This window comes from Rhizobium sp. Leaf321 (assembly GCF_001423215.1).
GTDB classification, from domain to species: domain Bacteria; phylum Pseudomonadota; class Alphaproteobacteria; order Rhizobiales; family Rhizobiaceae; genus Neorhizobium; species Neorhizobium soli.
The window spans coordinates 265423-285844 of record NZ_LMOF01000001.1; the positions used below are offsets into that span (position 1 = coordinate 265423).

Genomic DNA, 20422 nt, shown 5'->3' on the forward strand with positions numbered 1-20422 from the left:
TACATCATGTCGGGACGATGAGCGATGGCGCTCAGCAGAAGTCTGTTCATTTGAAATTCTCGAGATCTAGCATGATGGATTGTGCGTTTTTCGCCTTGTAGGCAGCCTGGGCCGCCTTCAGGATCTTCGGTCGTAGCGCATCGAAAGAGGCAAGATAATCATCGCTGACGGCAGTTCTTTCAACAAGGTTGCTGCTGAGAACTTCAGCAGCGACGAAGAACCGAACCTCGAACATGCCGTCATGACCCAGAAAGCGGACGCGTCTTTTCGATTCATCGTAACTGCGCGCGGGATTTGGGAAAGAAAGTGTCATGGCAGCCTCTGTCGTCAGCATGGCTCCGAATGTCGGACTACCACGTTTGCATGTCGGGTATCTTGCTGCCATCCGCTTAGTCGATGATAACAAGCCCAGTGACGTTTCGCAGGTAACCGGCTTTTTGGTCCCGCAGTCCGTATTGAGGCAGCGCCGCCAATTTTCCAAACGCCGGATCGATGGCATCCTATGCCGACGAACCATATGACTAGGTCACGTTGAGCCCCCGAAGTCCAACGCGAAATGGCGAGCCTGCTGCGACAGACCGCATTTTAAGCCTGAATTGGCAAGGGATGCTTGGGGTGGGCAAGCCGGTCTCAGCTCGAGGCCGGAGCAAAGCGCGCAGTGATCGCATGGCTGTCGGAAGGGTAGCTGAACCGCACCGACGTCACCGGGCCGGAAACGTCCCAGGTCTTGCGTTCTACCACGAGGCAGGCAGACTGCGGCGTGATTTCCAGCCGCCTTGCCAGCTCTTCGTCCGCAAGCTGGGCCGAGATCCGATGTTCCGCAGCGGTCCATGGTATCTGCGCGATCAGCCACTTGCCCGGTGAAACCGTCGAGAAATCCATGTCCTTTGCCTGCGGCACGGTCTTCAGATTGATCAGTCGTTCCTCGAGACAGAACGGCTTCCCGTCGGCGAAATGCAGGCAGACGACGTAGATGGATTTTTCCTTGCCGGCGACGCTCAGGCGCAGCCGGTCCGTTGCCACAGTCTTCCGCTCCCGGCATTCCTCCATCCGGAAATGGTAGTCCTTGTTCAGCGCGCGGACTTCAACTTCGATGTCGTAGATCTCAAGAATGGCAGCCTGGTTGCGCGGCTGGGCAACAAAGGAGCCCGATTTCTTGCGCCGCTCGATCAGTCCGGCATTGGCAAGCTGGGTCAGAACCTTGTTCGCGGTCATCCGCGAGACATTGTAGTGCTTGGCGAGCTCCACCTCGAAAGGGATCCTGTAGCCCGGGGGCCATTCGCCGCTGACGATATTGTTCTCGATGTTGCCCAGGATCTTCTGGTGCAGTGTGCCCACCGCACGCATCGCCTTGATGTCTTTTTCTCCGGTCAAGGCGAAGTCCTTCGGCTTTCTGCATCAAACGGCTTCTCCACCATATCCGGTCAGCCGGCGTCAAGCAGAGCGGCCATCACGGCCTGGAACCTCGGCAGGATCGTCTCTCGGCTCACATGCCGACCGCCCGTCACCAGCCTCTTGCCCGCCGCCCAGACGCAATCCACCTTGATCGTATCAGCGAAGATCCACTGATCGAGAACCTGATCTGCCGAAAGGTAGGGGGCGGCCTCAAGGTCGAGCGAGACGAAATCCGCCGATGCACCTGATACGATGTCGTCCTGCGACTGCAGCGCGCGGGCGCCGCCTTTCAGCGCTTCCTGGAACAGGCGCGTCCCCGTCGATTGCTGCGGCAGGGCCACGACGTTTCGCGAGCGTAGTCCCAGACGCTGCGAATATTCGAGCTGCCGAAGCTCATGGGCGACGGAAATCGAGATGTTCGAGTCCGAGCCGACGCCGAAATGGCCGCCGTCCTCGAGAAACGCCGGTGCCGGAAATATGCCGTCGCCGAGATTGGCTTCCGTGACGGGGCAGAGACCGGCGATTGCCCCTCGGCGTGCCATGTCGCGCGTTTCTGCGTCGGTCATATGGGTAGCGTGGATCAGGCACCAGCGCTCATCGACCGGCATGTTGGCGAGCAGCCATTCGACGGGACGTGCGCCCGACCACGCGATACAGTCCTCGACCTCTTTCGTTTGCTCGGCGATATGGATGTGGATCGGGCCTCCACCTGCCATCGGCAGAACGTCCCGCAGTTCTTCCGGCGTCGCGGCCCGCAGACTGTGCGGCGCGATGCCGAGTTGGCCGCCGGGAAGCGCAGACGTGATCTTCCGGCATTCCTCCATCAGCGTGGAAAAGCTTTCGACCGAGTTGATGAAGCGTCGCTGGCCCTCCGTCGGTGCCATTCCCCCGAAACCGGAGCGGGCGTAGAAGACTGGCAGCAGGGTGAGGCCGATCCCGGTCGCAGCACTTGCCGCACCAATCCGCGCCGCGTGCTCGGCGATATTGGCGTAGTGGCGCCCATCGCGGTCGTGGTGAAGGTAATGAAACTCGCCGACGCGGGTAAAGCCCGCCTCCAGCATTTCCATATAGAGCTGCGCTGCGACCGCCTCGATATCGTCAGGTGTCATGGACAGGGCGAATTTGTACATCAGCGTGCGCCAGCTCCAGAAGCTGTCGCTTGTCGATCCGCGAACCTCCGTCAGTCCCGCCATGGCGCGCTGGAAAGCATGGCTGTGGAGATTGGCCATGCCGGGCACGATCAGCCGGTGCCGCTCGTCGGAGGCCGCGGGCATGGCGCTACGCTCGATCGACTGCACGGTGCCATGCTCTATCGTCAGGCGAGTGCTGCTCGCCCATTCCCCGCCGATGAGTGCGTTTTCTGCAAAAATGGTGTTCATTGCCAACTCCATTTGTCGGTCCCGTCTGCGGTCAGCAGGCGCTTGCAAATTCTTCTTGCCTTGGTTTTTTATGTATATACATTAAAACAAAAAGAGGAAGGCTTCGTGGTCGAGAATAGCGATAATTCACCGGTGGCGCCAACCAGAAGCCTATGGCGCAACGCCCGTCTGCTGACACTTGCGGACGAGGCGCGAGGTCTTGTTCTCATCGAGCAGGGTGCCATTGCGGTCGAAGGGGGCAGGATCGTCTTCGCGGGCGCAGAGTCCGATCTGCCGTCAACCTTTCTGGAAGCCGACGAGATCATCGACGTGGAGGGCAGGGTGATCACGCCCGGTCTGATCGACTGCCATACGCATCTGATCTTCGGCGGCGATCGCGCCATGGAATTCGAAATGCGGCTCGAAGGGGCGACCTATGAGGAAGTCGCGCGCGCAGGCGGTGGCATCGTCTCCTCCGTCAAGGCGACCAATGCCCTTTCCGTCGACGGGCTTGTGAAGGCCGCGCTTCCAAGGGTCGATACGCTGCTCGCGGAAGGTGTTTCGACGCTCGAGATCAAATCCGGTTACGGCCTGTCGGTCGAAGGCGAGCTCAACATGCTGCGCGCCGCCCGGGCGCTCGAAAAGATCCGCCCGGTCCGCGTCGTCACGTCGTTCCTTGGCGCCCATGCAACGCCCGTCGAATACCGTGGACGCAACGGCGACTACATTACCGACGTGGTGCTGCCCGCTATGGACCTTGCCCATGCGGAAGGCCTTGTGGATGCAGTCGACGGGTTCTGCGAAGGCATCGCGTTTTCGGTTGCGGACATGCGGCGGGTGTTCGATCACGCAACGTCGCTCGGTCTGCCCGTCAAGCTGCATGCCGAACAGCTTTCCAATCTCGGTGGTGCCGCGATGGCTGCATCCTACGATGCCTTGTCCGCCGATCATCTCGAATACCTCGATGCCGAAGGTGCGGCCGCGATGGCGGCGTCGGGCACGGTTGCGGTTCTGCTGCCGGGCGCGTTTTATGCGATCAACGAAACGCAGAAGCCGCCGGTCCAGCTGCTGCGCGATGCCGGCGTCCGGATCGCGATTGCGACCGATAGCAATCCCGGCACGTCGCCGCTCACCTCGCTGTTGCTGACGATGAACATGTCGGCGACACTGTTCCGGCTGACCGTCGAGGAATGCATCGCAGGTGCAACGCGCGAGGCGGCGAGGGCACTCGGTCTTCTCTCCGAGACCGGCACGCTGGAGTCCGGCAAATCGGCAGACTTCGCCATCTGGAATATCCAGCGACCGGCCGAGCTGGTCTACCGCATCGGCTTCAACCCGCTTCATTCGAACGTCTTTAGAGGTCAACAGCTATGACGATCACGCTTCACCCCGGCAGCGTTACTCTAGCCGAGCTTTCCGATCTCTACTGGAACACTGGTTCAGCAGTTCTCGATCGCTCCTTCGATGCCGGTATCGAAAAGGCGGCGAGACGGATCGCGGAGATCGCTGCCGGAAATGCTCCGGTCTACGGCATCAACACCGGCTTCGGCAAACTTGCCTCGATCAAGATCGACAGTGCCGATCTCGCCACCCTGCAGCGCAATCTCATCCTCTCGCATTGCTGCGGCATCGGGGCGCCGCTACCGGAGAATGTGGTACGTCTCATCATGGCGCTGAAGCTCATCTCGCTCGGCCGCGGCGCCTCCGGTGTCCGGATTGAGTTGATCCGCCTGATCGAGGGCATGCTGGAAAAGGGCGTCATCCCGGTCATTCCGGAAAAGGGCTCGGTCGGCGCATCCGGCGATCTGGCACCGCTTGCGCATATGGCTGCCACCATGATGGGCGAAGGCGAGGCCTTCCTGCAGGGAGAGCGGCTGGCATCGGCCGATGCGCTCGCCAAGGTGGGGCTGACACCCGTCGTGCTTGCCGCCAAGGAAGGACTGGCGCTGATCAACGGTACCCAGACCTCCACCGCACTGGCGCTTGCGGGCCTGTTTCGTACGCATCGCGCCGCCCAGACGGCACTTGTTACAGGCGCCCTGTCGACCGACGCGGCGATGGGGTCGTCCGCTCCGTTCCACCCTGACATTCACACCCTGCGCGGCCACAAGGGCCAGATCGATGCCGGCGCCGCACTTCGCAACCTGCTTGAGGGCTCAGAAATCCGCGCAAGCCATATCGAAGGCGACGAGCGGGTTCAGGATCCCTATTGCATCCGTTGCCAGCCGCAGGTCGACGGCGCCTGCCTCGATCTGTTGCGGTCCGTCGCAAGGACGCTGGAAGTCGAAGCAAATGCCGTCACTGACAATCCGCTGGTTCTGTCAGACAATTCCGTCGTCTCCGGCGGCAATTTTCATGCGGAGCCGGTCGCCTTTGCCGCGGATCAGACGGCGCTCGCGATCTGCGAGATCGGTGCGATCGCCCAGCGCCGTATCGCGCTTCTGGTCGATCCTGCTCTCTCCTACGGCCTGCCGGCATTTCTCTCGAAGAAGCCCGGTCTCAACTCAGGGCTTATGATCGCGGAAGTCACGTCGGCTGCGTTGATGAGCGAGAACAAGCAGATGTCGCATCCCGCCTCGGTAGATTCGACGCCGACCTCCGCCAATCAGGAGGACCACGTGTCGATGGCTTGCCACGGCGCTCGCCGCCTGCTGGGCATGACCGAAAACCTGTTCGGCATTCTCGGGATCGAAGCGCTGACAGCCGTCCAGGGCGTCGAACTGCGTGGGCCGCTCAAGACCAGCCCTGAACTCGAGAAGGCCGTTGCCGTGTTGCGCGCAGCGGTGCCGGCGCTCGAGGATGACCGCTACATGGCGCCGGATTTAAAGGCCGCAAGTGAACTGGTGGCCTCCGGCGCCTTCGCCCGTGCCATCTCGCCGGGCATCCTGCCGGTCCTTGAAGTTTGATCATCAGAAAAAATTGGGGAGCTACGTCATGACCAATCCACGCCACAACATCCGCGATGTCCGCTCGCCCAGGGGCACCGAGCTCAATGCCAAAAGCTGGATGACCGAAGCGCCGCTTCGGATGCTGATGAACAACCTCGATCCCGATGTGGCGGAAAACCCGCATGAACTCGTGGTCTATGGCGGCATCGGCCGGGCCGCCCGCACCTGGGACGACTTCGACAAGATCGTCGCGACGTTGAAGACGCTAACGCAGGAGGAGACGCTTCTCGTGCAGTCCGGCAAGCCGGTCGGCGTGTTCCGCACCCACAAGGATGCGCCGCGCGTGCTGATTGCCAACTCGAACCTCGTGCCGCACTGGGCAACCTGGGACCATTTCAACGAATTGGATAAGAAGGGCCTGGCCATGTACGGCCAGATGACCGCCGGATCGTGGATCTATATCGGCACACAGGGCATCGTTCAGGGTACCTACGAGACCTTCGTGGAAGCTGGCCGCCAGCATTATGGCGGCAGCCTCAATGGCAAGTGGATCCTGACCGGCGGCCTCGGCGGCATGGGCGGCGCACAGCCGCTTGCCGCGGTCATGGCAGGCGCCTGTTGCCTTGCGGTCGAATGCGACGAGACCCGCATCGATTTTCGTTTGCGCACCCGCTACGTCGATGCCAAGGCAAAGACGCTGGACGAAGCGCTGGGGCTGATCGACCAATGGACCAAGGCGGGCGAAGCGAAATCGGTCGGCCTGCTCGGCAATGCCGCCGAAATCTTCCCCGAACTGGTCTCCCGCATGAAGGCCGGCGGCGCTCGCCCGGATATCGTCACCGATCAGACATCCGCCCATGACCCGCGCAACGGCTACCTGCCGATCGGCTGGACCGTCGAGGAAGCCAAGGCCAAGCGCGAAAGCGATCCGAAATCGGTGGAGGTCGCCGCCCGCGCATCGATGAAGGCGCATGTCGAAGCGATGGTGGCGTTCTGGGATGCCGGCGTGCCGACGCTCGACTACGGCAATAACATCCGCCAGGTCGCCAAGGATGAAGGCCTGGAAAATGCCTTTGCCTTTCCGGGCTTCGTTCCGGCCTATATCCGTCCGCTGTTTTGCCGCGGCATCGGCCCGTTCCGCTGGGCGGCCCTGTCAGGCGATCCTGAGGACATCTACAAGACCGATGCGAAGGTGAAGGAACTGCTGCCCGACAACACCCACCTGCACAACTGGCTGGACATGGCGCGAGAACGCATCGCCTTCCAGGGACTTCCGGCGCGGATCTGCTGGGTGGGTCTGGGGGATCGCCACAAGCTCGGCCTCGCCTTCAACGAGATGGTGAGAAGCGGTGAATTGTCCGCGCCTGTTGTCATCGGCCGCGACCATCTCGACAGCGGCTCCGTCGCCTCGCCGAACCGCGAGACGGAAGCGATGAAGGATGGCTCGGATGCCGTGTCCGACTGGCCGCTCCTCAACGCGCTGCTCAACACCGCATCAGGCGCCACCTGGGTGTCGCTGCACCATGGCGGCGGCGTCGGCATGGGATATTCGCAGCATTCGGGCATGGTCATCTGCGCCGACGGAACCGACGATGCCGCACGCCGGATCGAACGTGTCCTGTGGAACGACCCTGCGACCGGCGTCATGCGTCATGCGGATGCGGGATACGAGATCGCGATCGATTGCGCCGAAGACAAGGGCCTTCGCCTGCCCGGCATCCTCGGGAACTGACGCGCATGCGCATCCTGCGTGCATCGGACCATAAGCGGATGCCCTGGAAGAACGGCAAGGGCGAGACGGTGGAGATCGCCGTCTTTCCCGAGGCTGCGTCGGTCGACGATTTCGACTGGCGTATCAGCATGGCGACGGTGGCCGAGGACGGTCCGTTCTCTGTGTTCGCGGACATAGACCGGACCCTCAGCGTTTTGACGGGCGACGGGATCGAGCTTTCGGTCGAGGGCGAGCCCGATCGTGTTCTGCGCCCCGACACGCCGCCCCACGCGTTTCCGGCCGATGCAGTGACCAGCGCAAGGCTGCTCTCTGGCCCGATCACCGATCTCAATGTCATGACCCGGCGCGGAAAGTTTATTCACGGCGTGACGATGCTCCCCGCCAGTGAACGCGTCATTACGTCGAACGGTTCGGACGTGACCCTGGTTCTGCCGACGTCGGATTTGGTGCTGAAAGACGGCACATTGCTTGGCGCGTATGATGCGATCCTGCTGCATCCGGGCGATTCGGAGATCGAACTTAGTCAGGCGCCATCAAGCCGGACTTTTCTTGTCCGCATCGCCTCACGGCAAAAAGCCTCGGTTTCGTTACAGGTTTGACGCATTTGTGAAGATGCCGTGAGGCTGGCCGCAGCGATCGCGCTAAAGAACCGGAAACGCGATATTTCGTCTCTTTCGGGTGATCACATCTGCCCGGTTCCAGACCGGGTTTGGCGGAGGCGACGGCGCAGAAGCTGAAAGTTTTAACTTTCCGGTAACCGCCTCCTCCCCCTATGGGATCACTTACGGATGCATTCGTACCCGTATTTCCCTTGCCATTCCCAACAGGAGACGAGATGTCCTTCAAACCTTTCGCCCTTGCGCCTCTCTTTGCAGCCGTGATTGCCCTGCCGGCATTTGCCCAGCCGAGCCCGACGATGCTGAGGCAGTTCGGCGACTGGAACGTCTATTCCTATCAGGCGGGAGCTTCGAAAAGCTGCTACGTCCTGACCATTCCGAAACAGGCGACGCCCGCAAGCGTCAACCACGGCGATAACTTCTTCCTCGTGGCGCCCAAGCCTTCGGGCAGCGGATATTATCCGCAGGCCATCATGGGATATGATCTTCAAAACAGCTCACAGATAACGGTCACGATCGATGGCAAATCTTTTGCCATGACGCCGCGGGGCAACTCCGGCTGGACGCAGCAGGAAAGCAATGATTCCGCGATGATCGACGCCATGCGTACGGGAAGCAATATGACGCTTCAGGCCGTCTCGGGGAGAGGCACCCGCACATCCTACACGTTCTCGCTCAGCGGCGTGACCGCAGCCCTCAACCAGGCCGGTCAGTGCAACTGACGTCGATCTCAAGATCGCTGATGGGTGGAGTGCGAAACCGGCATTCGCCCATCGCCGATCTTTACGAGCTCGTCCGGTCAGCGTCGGCGGATATAGGCGAAGAGCCGCTCGGCCGCGTCTTCGATCTGCTTCGGGTCGCGCAGAAAACATGCTCTCATGAAGGGGGCGCCGCCGGGGCCGAATGCGGTGCCCGGCGCCATGCCGACGCCGGTTTCATCGACAATCCTGAAGGCTTCGGCGCGGCTGTCTGTTACGCCGTCGATCTTCAGGAACGCGTAGAGCGCGCCTTCGGGCTTTCGCGTTTCGACACGGTTGGTGGCGACCAGCGCGTCACACAGAATGTCGCGCGAGGTTCGGGCACGCTCGACATTGGAGCGAATGAACTCGTCGCCAAGGTCGAGTGCCGCGATCGCCCCCTTCTGCATGAACTGCGCAACGCCTGACGTGGAATACTGTATGAGATTGGTGAGCGTCTGCCCGATCTCGGCGGGCGCCACCACCCAGCCGATACGCCAGCCGGTCATGCACCAGTTCTTCGAGAACGAGTTGGCAAAGATGATGCGGTCTTCCGCATCCATGACATCCATGAACGACGGCGCCCGCGTGCCCTCGAAATAGTAGAGACCGTAGATTTCGTCGGCGATGATCCAGAGACCATGCTTGCGCGCAAGACCGAGGATTGCCTCGAGATCGTCCTTCGTTGCCGTCCATCCGGTCGGGTTGGATGGCGTATTGATGAACAGCGCCCGGGTTTTCGGCGTGATCGCAGCTTCCAGTCGGCCCGCATCGAGTACCCATCGGCCATCGATGAAATCGAGGGCGACAGGCACTGCCTTCGCTTCGGAGACGCTTGCGGCATGGGCAGCGTTCGGCCATGCCGGTGACAGATAGATCACCTCGTCGCCGGCCGATGCGACCGTCTGGATCGCCAGCACGATCGACTGCATGCCGGACCCGGTGACATAGATGTTGTCGACCGACAGATCGGCTGAGTAGTGCCGCTGGTAGTAGCGCAGGATCGCCTGACGAAGCTCGGGGATCCCTTGCGTCCACGTATAGAATGTCTCGCCTGCGAGAAGCGCGTCGCTGGCCGCCCGGGTGATGAAGTCGGGCGTCGCAAGGTCGCCTTCGCCGATCCACAGCGGCATGAGGTTGTCACGACCGCGTGCATAGGTGACGATTTCGCCAATACCGCTACGCGGAGCGGCCGCAGCGCGGGCGCTGATGTCGGGTCGGATGATCGTCATGCGAATCTCGGCTGAGTATGGCGGGGAACTATGCCTAGGCCAAGTTCCGACGTACGGTCAACCGGTTGCAGGCCGCATCGGACACGGAACCTTCGGTCCGAAAGCGTTGATTTGGCGATGGTTTCGACGGCTCTTCGGGCGTGCCCGGTTTCGCCACCGGGGCGAAGGTCAGCGCCTCGATCAGGAAATACGCAGATTGGACAAGTTCGTCTTCGCCCATGTCATCCTCGAACTGCGGTTCGTCTTCGGAAAACTGCTCTTCAGGAAGGATTTTCATAAGGATGCGGTGCATTGCTGATTCAAGAACCGCTGCTTTACGCCGATTGGTCGAAAAAGGCCATGCGCGGATTGGCGCATGGCGTTGATTCGGTATCAGATGCGGCGCATCGCCTCGATAAATAGCTTGGCCTTGGCCGCCACCGACGCAACATCGTCACCCGGCTTGTAAAGCGATCCGCCGATGCCGAAGCCGTTCGTGCCGGCGTCGATAAAGGATTTCATGTTGTCAGGCGTAATCCCGCCAACGGCCAGAACCGGCATATCCTTCGGCAGAACCGCCCGCCAGGCCTTGATGACCATGGGCGGGATCGCTTCCGCCGGAAAGGCCTTGATGCCGGTCGCACCGGCGCCGATTGCCGCAAAGGCTTCCGACGGCGTCGCGACGCCCGGCAGGCTGATCATGCCGCGCGAGACGCTCGCTTCGATGACCGAGAGGTTCGCGTTCGGCGAGATGATGACGGTTGCGCCCGTCGAGGCGACGTCTGCGACCTGAGTGGTCGTCAGCACCGTTCCCGCACCGATCAGCGCCTGGTCACCGAACCGCTTCTGCAGTTTTTCGATGCTCTTCAGCGGGTCCGGCGAATTGAGCGGAACTTCGATGATGCGCCAGCCGGCTTCGATCAGCGCCTCGCCGATCGGCTCGGCCTCGTCAGGCGTGATGCCGCGCAGGATGGCAACCAGATTGCAGGCTTGCAGCGCGTCTTGGAACGTCATCGAACTATCCTTTATTCGTCAGTTGCAACTGTCCGGCGATCAATTGGACACCGCGCTTGGCAGCTTCTGTTGGGCCCGGCTCTATATCAAGATCAAACAGCGGCGCGACGCGGCTGTAACGGCTGTTCAGCACGTTGTTGCCGACGATGCCGATAGCTTCGTCGGGTTTCAGCCAGCCTGCCGCGCGGGCCTGACGGAACTCCGAACCGATGACGAGACCGGAAACGTAGTCGCCGATATCTTCGGGCGTGAGAACGCAGGCAAGCACGCCGGTGCGGGCGCTGAAGACGGCAGAGAGAAATGCGTCGGCGGCACGCGCATCGCTTGCGGCAAATTCGGCGCCTCGGTCGAATGCCTCCCAGCGCGGGTCCGTGCCCGGTGCCGGTTCCGATGCCTTGGCGATGAAGGAATGCTTGGTCAGCAATGCGAAGATTTCACCCGTCGCATAGGTCTGGAAACCGGCGATCCGGCCGTTCTCGACGCGCGCCCACTTGCTGTGGGTGCCTGGCAGGACGAGGGTCCGGTTCTTGTCCAGCCCGAAGCCGACGATCTGCGTTTCCTCGCCGCGCATCACGTCCGGAAACGGCTGTGCCGCGGGATCGCGCATGCCGGGCAGGAAGGTGACGATGGCGCCGTTGGCAAGCGTGATCTGCCGCGTGCCGGCTGCCAGTTCGGCAAGACCCGCGGGCGCATCGACGTAAGGCACCTCGATCCAGCCATTGCGGCTGGTGATCATGCCGCTCGCGAGGACTGGGATTGCGCCGTGCGCGTCGAACCATGCCCCGACCGTTTCCATCAGGGCGGCCTCGAAAGCCCCATCCTTAACGAACTGGATGCCGCCGCTTGTCGTATCCCGGGTATCGAGCGTTTCGCCCGTTTCAGATACGAGCGCGGCACGGAGCGAACTCGTGCCCCAATCTAGGATGATCGACTTAGGCTCTGGCATCTCTCGGTTTCCTCCCCGAACATTTTGGCCTTCGATAGCGCGGGCAGGCCCGCCTTGTCGAGAGTAAGTGCTGCGAAAAGTCATACTTTTGAGGAGGGGCTTGAGGTTTGTAAATCGAGTCTTAGGCTTCGGGATCGAGGATGCAGCACTGTTCCGGTACAGGCACCAGAACGGCACTTGTACCAGGGTTGAAGGGTTCGGACAGTGCTCCATTGGCCGTGATCTCGCCGGCGACGGTCTCGCATTTGTACTGGTAGGCGCGGCCGAGATAGGTGCGGGTGCCAAGGGTCGCGGGAATGCCTTCGCCGGACTCCCGGGCAATAAGGCCGTCGGCGCGGGTCGCCAGAACGAAATCGTCCTTGATCGCACCGAAGACATCCTGCGAGAACGACAGTCTCGCACCACCGGCAGCCTCGGCTGTGACGGTTACGCCATCGCGGGAGAACACCTTCATCGGAATGAGGTTTTCGAACCCGACAAAACTGGCGACGAAGGCGTTGGCCGGTTTGCGGTAGAGCACTTCCGGCGTGTCGAGCTGCATGATGCGGCCCGCATTCATGATCGCCACGCGGTCGGAGATCGAGAAGGCTTCTTCCTGGTCATGGGTGACATAAAGCGACGTCGTACCATTCGCCTTCTGCAACTGGCGGATCTCGACGCGCATGTCCACGCGCAGCTTGGCATCGAGGTTTGAAAGCGGCTCGTCGAACATCAGGAGCGGGGGCTCGATGACGAGCGCGCGGGCAAGCGCCACCCGTTGCTTCTGGCCACCGGACAGCGCCGACGGCAGGCGGTCGGAAAGATGCGAAAGGCCGACGCGGTCGAGCATGCTTCCCGCGCGCTTGGCCCGATCGGGTTTGGCAATGCCGCGCTGCTTCAGACCGAAGGCGACGTTTTCCATCACCGTCAGGTGAGGAAAGAGTGCGTAGTTCTGGAACACGAGCCCGATATCGCGGGCATGCGCCGGAAGCGTGGTGAGATCGCGATCCCCAAGCCGCACGCGGCCGCTGGTCGGCTCCAGAAAGCCTGCGACGATCCGCAGCGTCGTCGTCTTGCCGCAGCCGGATGAGCCAAGCAGCGACACGAGTTCGCCGGCCGCGACCGAGATCGACAGGTCCTTGAGGACCTGTGTCGATCCGTAATGGGCGGAAAGGTTTTCGATGGTGAGCGATACGGTCAAAAGGGTTCTACTCGTCTTACTTGGTCAGGAAGGTGAGGCCGAGCGTGGCTTCGACGATGGCCATCACGCCAACCGTCACCAGCATCAAAAGCACGGAGACGGAGGCGATGGTGGGGTCGAAAAACTGCTCCATATGGGCCAGAATTTGGATCGGCAGCGTGGAAATGCCGGGACCGGTCAGAAACACCGAGATGGACACGTCGTTGATCGAGGTGATGAACGCGAGGATGAAGGCGGCGATGACGCCGGCGCGAATGTTCGGCAGCACCACAGTCATGAAGGTCTTGAGCGGCGGGCAACCAAGGCTGATTGCCGCTTCCTCCACGGAGAAATCGAAGGCGGCAAGGCTCGCACCGACGACGCGCACGGAATAGGGCAGAACCAGAAGCGCGTGGCCGAGGATTAGGCTCGGATAGACCGGGAGGCCGAAGCCGATGGTGATCGACTTCAGCAGCGAGAAGCCGAACACGATTTCCGGGACTAGGATCGGCAGGACGAACAGCGTGGAAAGCCATTTCGGCAGTTCGACGCGGTATCGGTTCAGCGCATAGGCTGCAGGAATACCCATCAGCAGCGACAGCGCCGTTCCGAGGATCGCCACCTGGAAGCTTGTAATCGCCGTGTTCCGGAAGGCGGAGATCTCAAAGATATTGGCAAACCACCGCAGTGTCAGGCCCTGCGGCGGAAACGTCAGGTAGGACGTGTCGGAAAGCGACGCGCCGACGATGATGACGAGCGGCGCGAGCAGGAAAAGGAAGACGAGGGCGGCGAACGCGCCGAGGAGGGGATGGATGCGTGTGGTCATCTTGTCATACCGCCATCGGATTGAGGCGCCGCGCCATGCGGCTCATGATCGTCACCACGGCAATGGTGATGACCACCATGATCGCTGCGATGGTGGACGCGCCCACCCAGTCGAAGGTGACCATAGCGCGCTGATAGAGCAGCGTTCCCATCATCATCATCTGCTCGCCGCCCAGCAGCTGCGGCGTCGCGTAGGAGGTGAAGCTGCCGGTAAAGACGAGGACCGCGCCGACGATGAGGCCCGGCACGGCAAGCGGCAGGATGACCTGGAAGAATGTGGCAATCGGCGTCGCACCCAGAGAGGTTGAGGCTTCGACCACTTCGCGCGGAATGCCCTCGAGCACACCGGTCAGGGTGAGGATCATCAGCGGCACGAACAGATAGACCATCGCAACGATCACCGAACCCTCGGTGTAGAGCATGGACAGCGGCTCGGAGATGATGCCGAGCGAGATCAGCGTGTCGTTGACGATACCGTTCTTGCCCAGAATGATCAGCCAGGCAAATGAGCGAACCACCACGCCGGTCAGAAGCGGGAAAACCGCAGCGATGATGGCGACAGACTTCAGTCGCCCCGGCATGCGGGCGATCACATAAGCCGTCAGAAAGCCGATGACCAGCGAGATCGCGGTGGTGATCAGGGCGATACGCAGCGTGCGGTAGAGGATATTGGTGCGGAAGCCGCTGTTGAAGAAGGCGGTGTAGGTCGAAAAGGCGCCTTTCGGCTCACCGAACGTGGTGGCGATGGTCAAGAGAACCGGAATAACGAGAGCGACGACGACAGCAATCGTCGCCGGCATCGTCAGCCCCCATTTGGCAAAACGCTTCATGTCTGTTCTTTCAAATTCCGGGCTGCCCCGCGACTTTCCGGCACCGGCGTTCCCGCAGCGGATGTGCTCCGCAATCCCTGCCCGGATCAGGAAAAGCCCTCTCCTTGGATCGAGGAGAGGGCTCGTCGTCTGTGACTGGGATTACTGGCCGAAAACCTCGTTCCACTGGTCGATCCAGTCGGTCTTGGCGTCGTTCAGCTTGGCGTAATCGATGCGGCCCAGCTTCGAGACCTGGTCAGCGCCATAGGTCCACATCTTGGCCTGTTCCGGCGAAAGTTCGACCTTGCTGTTGATCGGCGCATCGACGCCCTGTTCGGCTTCCTTCTGCTGAACTTCCTTCGACAGAACGAAGTTGATGAACTGGTGCGCCAGTTCGACGTTCTCGGAGCCTTTCGGAATATTCACCATGTTCAGGGTGGCGATATCGCCTTCCTTCAGTGTCGCCCAGGTCATGGTCTTGACGGCTGCCTGCATCGAAGCAAGCGTGAAATCCTGCGCCAGGGCCACGCGCACTTCGCCGGTCGAGATCAGGTTCACCAGTTCGGAGCCGGTATTGTAGTTCTTGACCACATTCGGCTTCAACTCGCTGATCGCCTCGAAAGCCTTTTCGGAATCCTCGTAGGCATCAACGCCCGCATGCTTGCCGGCCTGCAACACGACCATCGGGCCGGCCGTGGTGGTAATCCCCGGCAGCGAGACCGAGCTCTTCATGTCGGCGCGCCACAGATCGGCCCAGGATGTAATCGCCGGATCCACCTTGGCGCTGTCATAGACGAGACCGACGCGGCCGATCGTGTAGGCCGGACCATACTTGCCCTGCGGATTGCGACCGAGTTCGTAGATTTCCGAAAGGTTCGGGATCTTGGATGCGTCGACTTCCTGAAACAGGCCCTGTGCGACGCCGAGCTGGGAGAAGCTGTCCGAGAGGTAGATCACGTCCACGCCCTTGCCGTCGCGCAGCTTCAGCTTGTTCAAGCGGTCGGCATTGTTGCCGGTTTCAAACACAATGTCGCAGCCGCAGATCTTCTTGAATGGCTCGATGATGTTGGCTTTCATCTTGTCGCCGTTATAGCCCCACCAGGAAATGGTGAAGGTCTTCGTCTGGGCACTGGCCGAGGCGACGCCGGAAAACGTGGCAAGAATTGCAAGCGCTGCAAACTTGGTAAGGCGATGAGCCTTCATGAGGTGATCCTTTGTCGAACAATCGGTGTTGAATTGGCTGCTCGGACAGCGCCGAGCGTAGAACGACAGTATTTTTTCATCGCTTTCCCCGCAAGCTCAATAATTGTGCACGCGCAATATCCATGTGGATATGCACTGCAATAGGAACGCACGTGTGGGCGTTTTCCCTCTTGCAGCTCTAGTGGCTAGAGGTTGTAGACACGAGAGGTGATCTGAGACGAACGGCAGGGAACCAGCACGATGACGGCAGTAAATCAGGCGCGATACAAGGTCGGCGGTATGGACTGCGCCAGCTGCGCCACCAAGATCGACACGGCTGTCCGCCGCATGCCCGGCGTCGAGGATGTTTCGGTATCGGTTGCCGCGGGCACGATGACGGTCAGCCACAATGACAGCGTCGATCTTAGCGCCGTCGAAAAGCGTGTTTCCGGTCTCGGTTATCCGCTGAGACAGCTTTCGCAGCGGAATCGTTCGGCTGAGCCGGTCATTCCCGTTGCTGATCACGCCGACCATCATGATCACGATCATGGAAGCAGTCATGACCATTCCCATCATGAGCGGGACACAGCCGCCACTGAAGGCCTGCATGGCCATGACCATGGCCCGATGGAGGGCCCATGGTGGAAATCTGCCAAGGGCCGACTGACCATTTTTGCCGGCCTGGCATTTGCAGTTGCCTATGGGCTCGGCCACCTGTTTCCCGCTTACGAGGCCTATATTTTCACAGCCGCGATGCTGATCGGTCTGGTGCCGATCGCGCGGCGCGCGATCATGGCAGCGCTTGCCGGCACGCCGTTCTCGATCGAAATGCTGATGACGATCGCCGCTGTCGGCGCCGTTGTTATCGATGCGTCGGAAGAAGCGGCGGCCGTCGTCTTCCTGTTTCTCGTCGGCGAATTGCTGGAAGGCGTTGCCGCCGGAAAGGCACGCGACAGCATCAGAAGCCTCTCCGCTCTGGTGCCGAAGGAAGCACTTCTGGAGGAAGGCGGCCAGACGCGAACCGTGCCGGCTGAAAGCCTTGCGATCGGTTCGATCATCCTCGTCAGGCCGGGCGACCGGATATCCGCCGATGGCGTCATCATGTCAGGCCAGAGCGCGGTGGACCAGGCGCCCGTGACGGGCGAAAGCACGCCGGTTGCCAAGGGCGTCGACGATGTCGTGTTTGCCGGCACCATCAACACCGATGGCGCGCTTCGGGTGCGTGTCACCGCCGCTGCGCAAGACAACACGATTGCCCGCGTCGTTCGCCTCGTTGAGGAGGCGCAGGAAAAGAAGGCGCCGACCGAACGCTTCATCGACCGCTTTTCGCGGTACTATACGCCCGGCGTCGTTGCGGTTGCCGCTCTGGTCGCCATCCTGCCGCCGCTCATTGCCGGTGGTAACTGGAACGAGTGGATCTACAAAGGGCTTGCCATTCTGCTGATCGGTTGCCCCTGCGCACTTGTCATCTCGACGCCTGCGGCGATCGCTGCGTCGCTTTCATCCGGTGCCCGCCGTGGCCTCCTGATCAAGGGCGGTGCGGTGCTCGAGACACTCGGAAAGCTGACCGTTGTTGCCCTCGACAAGACCGGCACGCTGACCGAGGGACGGCCGCAGGTCACCGATGTCATTGCTTTCGGCCACAGTGCCGATTCAGTGCTGCGGTTTGCGGCCGCGCTGGAAATCGGCTCCAGCCATCCACTTGCAAAGGCCATCCTCGCGAAAGCTGAAGAAGACGAAGTTGTCATTCCGCAGTCGAGTGATGGCAAGGCGCTCGGCGGAAAAGGTTTGACAGCAGAGGTCGAGGGACAGGACGTCTTCTTCGGCTCTCCCAAGGCTGCCGCCGAGCGGGTGTCGATGTCGATGGCGCACAGCCGCCGGGTCGCAGCGTTCAACGACGAGGGCAAAACCGTCTCCGTGCTGATCGTCGGCAGCGTGCTCGCCGGTGCGATCGCCATGCGCGACGAGCCGCGCGCCGATGCCAAGGCTGGGCTTCTGGCTCTCACCGAAGCGGGCGTGAAAACGGTCATGCTGACCGGCGACAATGCGCGCACGGCAGTTGCAATCGGGCAGGAGCTGGGGATCGAGGTCCGCGCTGACCTGCTCCCGGAAGACAAGAGCCGGATCGTTGGCGAACTGAAGCGTGACGGTTTCGTCGTCGGCAAAGTCGGGGACGGGATCAACGACGCGCCGGCGCTGGCTGAGGCGGATGTCGGCATCGCCATGGGCGGCGGCACGGATGTTGCGCTCGAAACCGCCGACGCCGCTGTGCTGCATGGCCGGGTGGCCGATATCGCAGCAATGATTGCCCTGTCGAAGAAGACGATGCGCAACATCCATCAGAACATCACCATCGCGCTCGGTCTGAAGGCGGTGTTTCTGGTGACGACGGTGATCGGCATAACCGGGCTCTGGCCGGCGATCCTCGCCGACACCGGCGCAACCGTGCTGGTCACGATCAATGCGCTGAGGCTGTTGCGGAAGTAGATGAGAGCCCTACGCCTCCGGGCGCAGGGCTCTCTAAGACTGAAAACTTTTCGTCATGGCATCCGGTGCAGGATGGCGAAGGCTTCATACGGCTTGAGAACGATCGTCTCCGAGAGCGCTTCGATCGGCTGTTCGTTGGAGATGAGGCAACTGCCGGATACGCGCAGCTCTTCCGGCAGATCCAGACTTACCTCGCGGGCTGAAAAACTGCCGATGACGACCAGCAGGTCCCTGTCCAGTTTGCGGGTGTAGACAAAGACGTCGGGATTGTCGTCGAGCCACGACTGGTATTTGCCGTAGACGATGACCGGATGGGATTTCCGCAAGGCAATCAGCTGGCGATAATGGTTCCAGACCGAACGCTCGTCGCTCATCGCCACGTCCGCATTGATCGATGCATAGTTCGGATTGACGCCGATCCAGGGTTCTACGGTGGAAAAACCGCCATAAGCTGCGCTGTTCCACTGCATCGGCGTGCGGGCGTTGTCTCGGCCGTTCGCGTTGGCGCCCATGATGAAATCCTCCGGCGAACGGCCGGCATCCACATGCAGCTGATACATGTTGAGCGTCTCGATATCACGGTACTGCTCGATCGCGCTAAACGGCATGTTGGTCATGCCGATTTCCTCGCCCTGATAGATGAACGGCGTGCCTTTCAGCAGATGCAGGACCGTCGCCAGCATCTTGGCGGATTCGACGGGATAGCCTGTAGCGTCACCATATTTCGAAACGGCACGCGGCAGGTCATGATTGCCCCAGAACAGGGAATTCCAGCCATCGTCGGCCAGCGCGTTCTGCCATTTGCTCAGCACCGACTTCAGTTCGACGAGGTTGAAGGTTTTCGGCTGCCATTTGCCGTAGGTTTCATCCCATTGGCGGGTCACGTGTTCGAACTGGAACACCATCGAGAGTTCCTGCCGCTCGCGACCGGAATAGAGAAGTGCCGATGCAGGTGTGGCACTCCACGCCTCGCCGACGGTCAGGACGTTGCGGCCACCGAAGGTCTCGCGGTTCATCGCCTGCAGATATTCGTGCAGGTGCGCACCATCGGTCACCACGCCCTGGTCCACCTGTTTGCCGATATAATCGATGACATCCATCCGGAAACCGGAAATGCCGCGTTCCAGCCACCAGTTCATCATGTCATGAACTTCGGCACGGACCTTCGGGTTTTCCCAGTTCAGATCGGGCTGGCGGCGCGAGAAGAGATGCAGGTAGTATTCGCCGGTCGTCTCGTCGAGCGTCCAGGCGGGGCCGCCGAATGTCGACTGGAGATCGTTGGGCGGTCCGCCGTCAGGACCCGGCTTGCGCCAGACGTAGAAGTCACGAAACGGATTGTCGAGAGAGGCTCGTGAGTTCTGAAACCACGGGTGTTCGTCGGACGTGTGATTGACAACCAGATCGAGCAAGATGCCGATGCCCCGGCGCCGAGCCTCGGCAACCAGCAGATCGAAATCGGCAAGCGTTCCAAATTCGGGCGCGATATCGCGATAGTCCGAGATGTCGTAACCGTTGTCATCCATCGGCGATTTGAAGATCGGGGAGAGCCATATGACGTCGATGCCGAGAGACGCGATATAATCCAGTTTCGAGATAATGCCCGGAATATCGCCGATGCCGTCACCGTTCAGATCGCAGAAGCTGCGCGGATAGATCTGGTAGACGGTCGAGCTATGCCACCACTGCCGTTCGAGGGGTGGCGCCGCTTCCTGGACAAGTGCTGCCAGCTGATCCTCGAGCTGATCCCGTAACTGGTCCATCCATGTCTCCTTGAGATATATTCGACAACCGAACGCCAACGCCGCATGGAGAGTTCCAAACGAGCGTCTTCCGGATCAAATCAAGACTGCCTGGACGATCGTGTGGCGCCCCTCGCGGGCTCATTGCCCTCACCTGACGACCTCGTGACTGAAGTGTTATCGATTTCGCCTCTCTAGACGTCATCCTTCAGGGCTTGGAGCACCTCCGTAAAGATTGCATTCAGTATTTCCCGGTAAGGTCCCGTTAGTAAACGTGCGGCGCTGATCGTCTGCTGCACGGATTCCGTTTTGTATCGAGTACG

Annotated in this window: 18 protein-coding genes; 6 read left to right on the forward strand and 12 right to left on the reverse strand. The window is 61.0% G+C overall.

The features are described from left to right. Window positions 1-46: 46 nt before the first annotated feature. From ASF70_RS01150 to ASF70_RS01160, 3 genes are all read right to left on the reverse strand, one after another. Entirely contained in the window at window positions 47-313 is a 267-nt protein-coding gene (locus ASF70_RS01150; RefSeq protein ID WP_062458477.1) for a DUF1488 domain-containing protein, read from the reverse strand. Window positions 314-630: 317 nt separating this feature from the next. Beyond that, window positions 631-1347: a histidine utilization repressor gene (hutC, locus tag ASF70_RS01155; RefSeq protein WP_062576857.1), complete on the reverse strand. Its 717-nt coding sequence runs from the start codon at window positions 1345-1347 to the stop codon at window positions 631-633. A gap of 77 nt (window positions 1348-1424) precedes the next feature. Continuing rightward, on the reverse strand, window positions 1425-2774 hold the full coding sequence (locus tag ASF70_RS01160) for a formimidoylglutamate deiminase (protein ID WP_062576705.1): 1350 nt from the start codon (window positions 2772-2774) through the stop codon (window positions 1425-1427). Window positions 2775-2879: 105 nt separating this feature from the next. Between ASF70_RS01160 and hutI the strand changes: the two genes are divergently transcribed. From hutI to ASF70_RS01185, 5 genes are all read left to right on the forward strand, one after another. Next, window positions 2880-4127 (forward strand): imidazolonepropionase, encoded by a 1248-nt coding sequence (hutI, locus tag ASF70_RS01165; protein WP_062576707.1) that lies wholly within the window; start codon window positions 2880-2882, stop codon window positions 4125-4127. Further along, complete coding sequence (gene hutH, locus ASF70_RS01170; RefSeq protein ID WP_062576709.1) at window positions 4124-5659, forward strand: histidine ammonia-lyase; 1536 nt, start codon at window positions 4124-4126, stop codon at window positions 5657-5659. Before hutI ends, hutH begins: the two co-directional genes overlap by 4 nt. Before the next feature lie 28 nt (window positions 5660-5687). Next, a complete protein-coding gene (gene hutU, locus ASF70_RS01175; protein ID WP_062576711.1) occupies window positions 5688-7373 on the forward strand; it encodes a urocanate hydratase in 1686 nt (561 codons plus the stop codon). Window positions 7374-7378: 5 nt separating this feature from the next. Beyond that, window positions 7379-7972, forward strand: a complete 594-nt coding sequence (locus tag ASF70_RS01180; protein WP_062576714.1) for a HutD family protein — start codon at window positions 7379-7381, stop codon at window positions 7970-7972. A gap of 236 nt (window positions 7973-8208) precedes the next feature. Then, window positions 8209-8712 (forward strand): invasion associated locus B family protein, encoded by a 504-nt coding sequence (locus ASF70_RS01185; RefSeq protein ID WP_062576716.1) that lies wholly within the window; start codon window positions 8209-8211, stop codon window positions 8710-8712. Between the two features lie 77 nt (window positions 8713-8789). Here ASF70_RS01185 and ASF70_RS01190 read toward each other — a convergent pair whose 3' ends face one another. The 8 genes from ASF70_RS01190 to ASF70_RS01225 all read right to left on the reverse strand — a co-directional run bounded on the left by ASF70_RS01190 (window position 8790) and on the right by ASF70_RS01225 (window position 15894). After that, window positions 8790-9959: a pyridoxal phosphate-dependent aminotransferase gene (locus tag ASF70_RS01190; RefSeq protein ID WP_062576718.1), complete on the reverse strand. Its 1170-nt coding sequence runs from the start codon at window positions 9957-9959 to the stop codon at window positions 8790-8792. Between the two features lie 34 nt (window positions 9960-9993). After that, window positions 9994-10251, reverse strand: coding sequence for a hypothetical protein (locus tag ASF70_RS01195; protein ID WP_062576720.1), 258 nt, complete (start codon window positions 10249-10251; stop codon window positions 9994-9996). Between the two features lie 80 nt (window positions 10252-10331). After that, complete coding sequence (locus ASF70_RS01200) at window positions 10332-10952, reverse strand: 2-dehydro-3-deoxy-6-phosphogalactonate aldolase (RefSeq protein WP_062576722.1); 621 nt, start codon at window positions 10950-10952, stop codon at window positions 10332-10334. Window positions 10953-10956: 4 nt separating this feature from the next. Continuing rightward, window positions 10957-11898, reverse strand: coding sequence for a 2-dehydro-3-deoxygalactonokinase (locus tag ASF70_RS01205; protein ID WP_062576724.1), 942 nt, complete (start codon window positions 11896-11898; stop codon window positions 10957-10959). A 121-nt stretch (window positions 11899-12019) separates the two neighbouring features. Beyond that, window positions 12020-13078 (reverse strand): ABC transporter ATP-binding protein, encoded by a 1059-nt coding sequence (locus ASF70_RS01210; protein ID WP_062576726.1) that lies wholly within the window; start codon window positions 13076-13078, stop codon window positions 12020-12022. A 16-nt stretch (window positions 13079-13094) separates the two neighbouring features. Beyond that, window positions 13095-13883 carry an ABC transporter permease gene (locus ASF70_RS01215; protein ID WP_062576729.1) on the reverse strand — a complete coding sequence of 263 codons (789 nt, stop codon included), beginning with the start codon at window positions 13881-13883 and terminating at the stop codon, window positions 13095-13097. Window positions 13884-13887: 4 nt separating this feature from the next. Further along, window positions 13888-14712, reverse strand: coding sequence for an ABC transporter permease (locus ASF70_RS01220; protein ID WP_062576731.1), 825 nt, complete (start codon window positions 14710-14712; stop codon window positions 13888-13890). A gap of 141 nt (window positions 14713-14853) precedes the next feature. Then, on the reverse strand, window positions 14854-15894 hold the full coding sequence (locus ASF70_RS01225) for an ABC transporter substrate-binding protein (protein WP_062576733.1): 1041 nt from the start codon (window positions 15892-15894) through the stop codon (window positions 14854-14856). A 240-nt stretch (window positions 15895-16134) separates the two neighbouring features. Between ASF70_RS01225 and ASF70_RS01230 the strand changes: the two genes are divergently transcribed. Continuing rightward, on the forward strand, window positions 16135-18360 hold the full coding sequence (locus ASF70_RS01230) for a heavy metal translocating P-type ATPase (protein ID WP_062576735.1): 2226 nt from the start codon (window positions 16135-16137) through the stop codon (window positions 18358-18360). A gap of 53 nt (window positions 18361-18413) precedes the next feature. Here ASF70_RS01230 and ASF70_RS01235 read toward each other — a convergent pair whose 3' ends face one another. After that, entirely contained in the window at window positions 18414-20120 is a 1707-nt protein-coding gene (locus ASF70_RS01235; protein WP_082471679.1) for an alpha-glucosidase, read from the reverse strand. Between the last annotated feature and the right edge of the window lie 302 nt (window positions 20121-20422).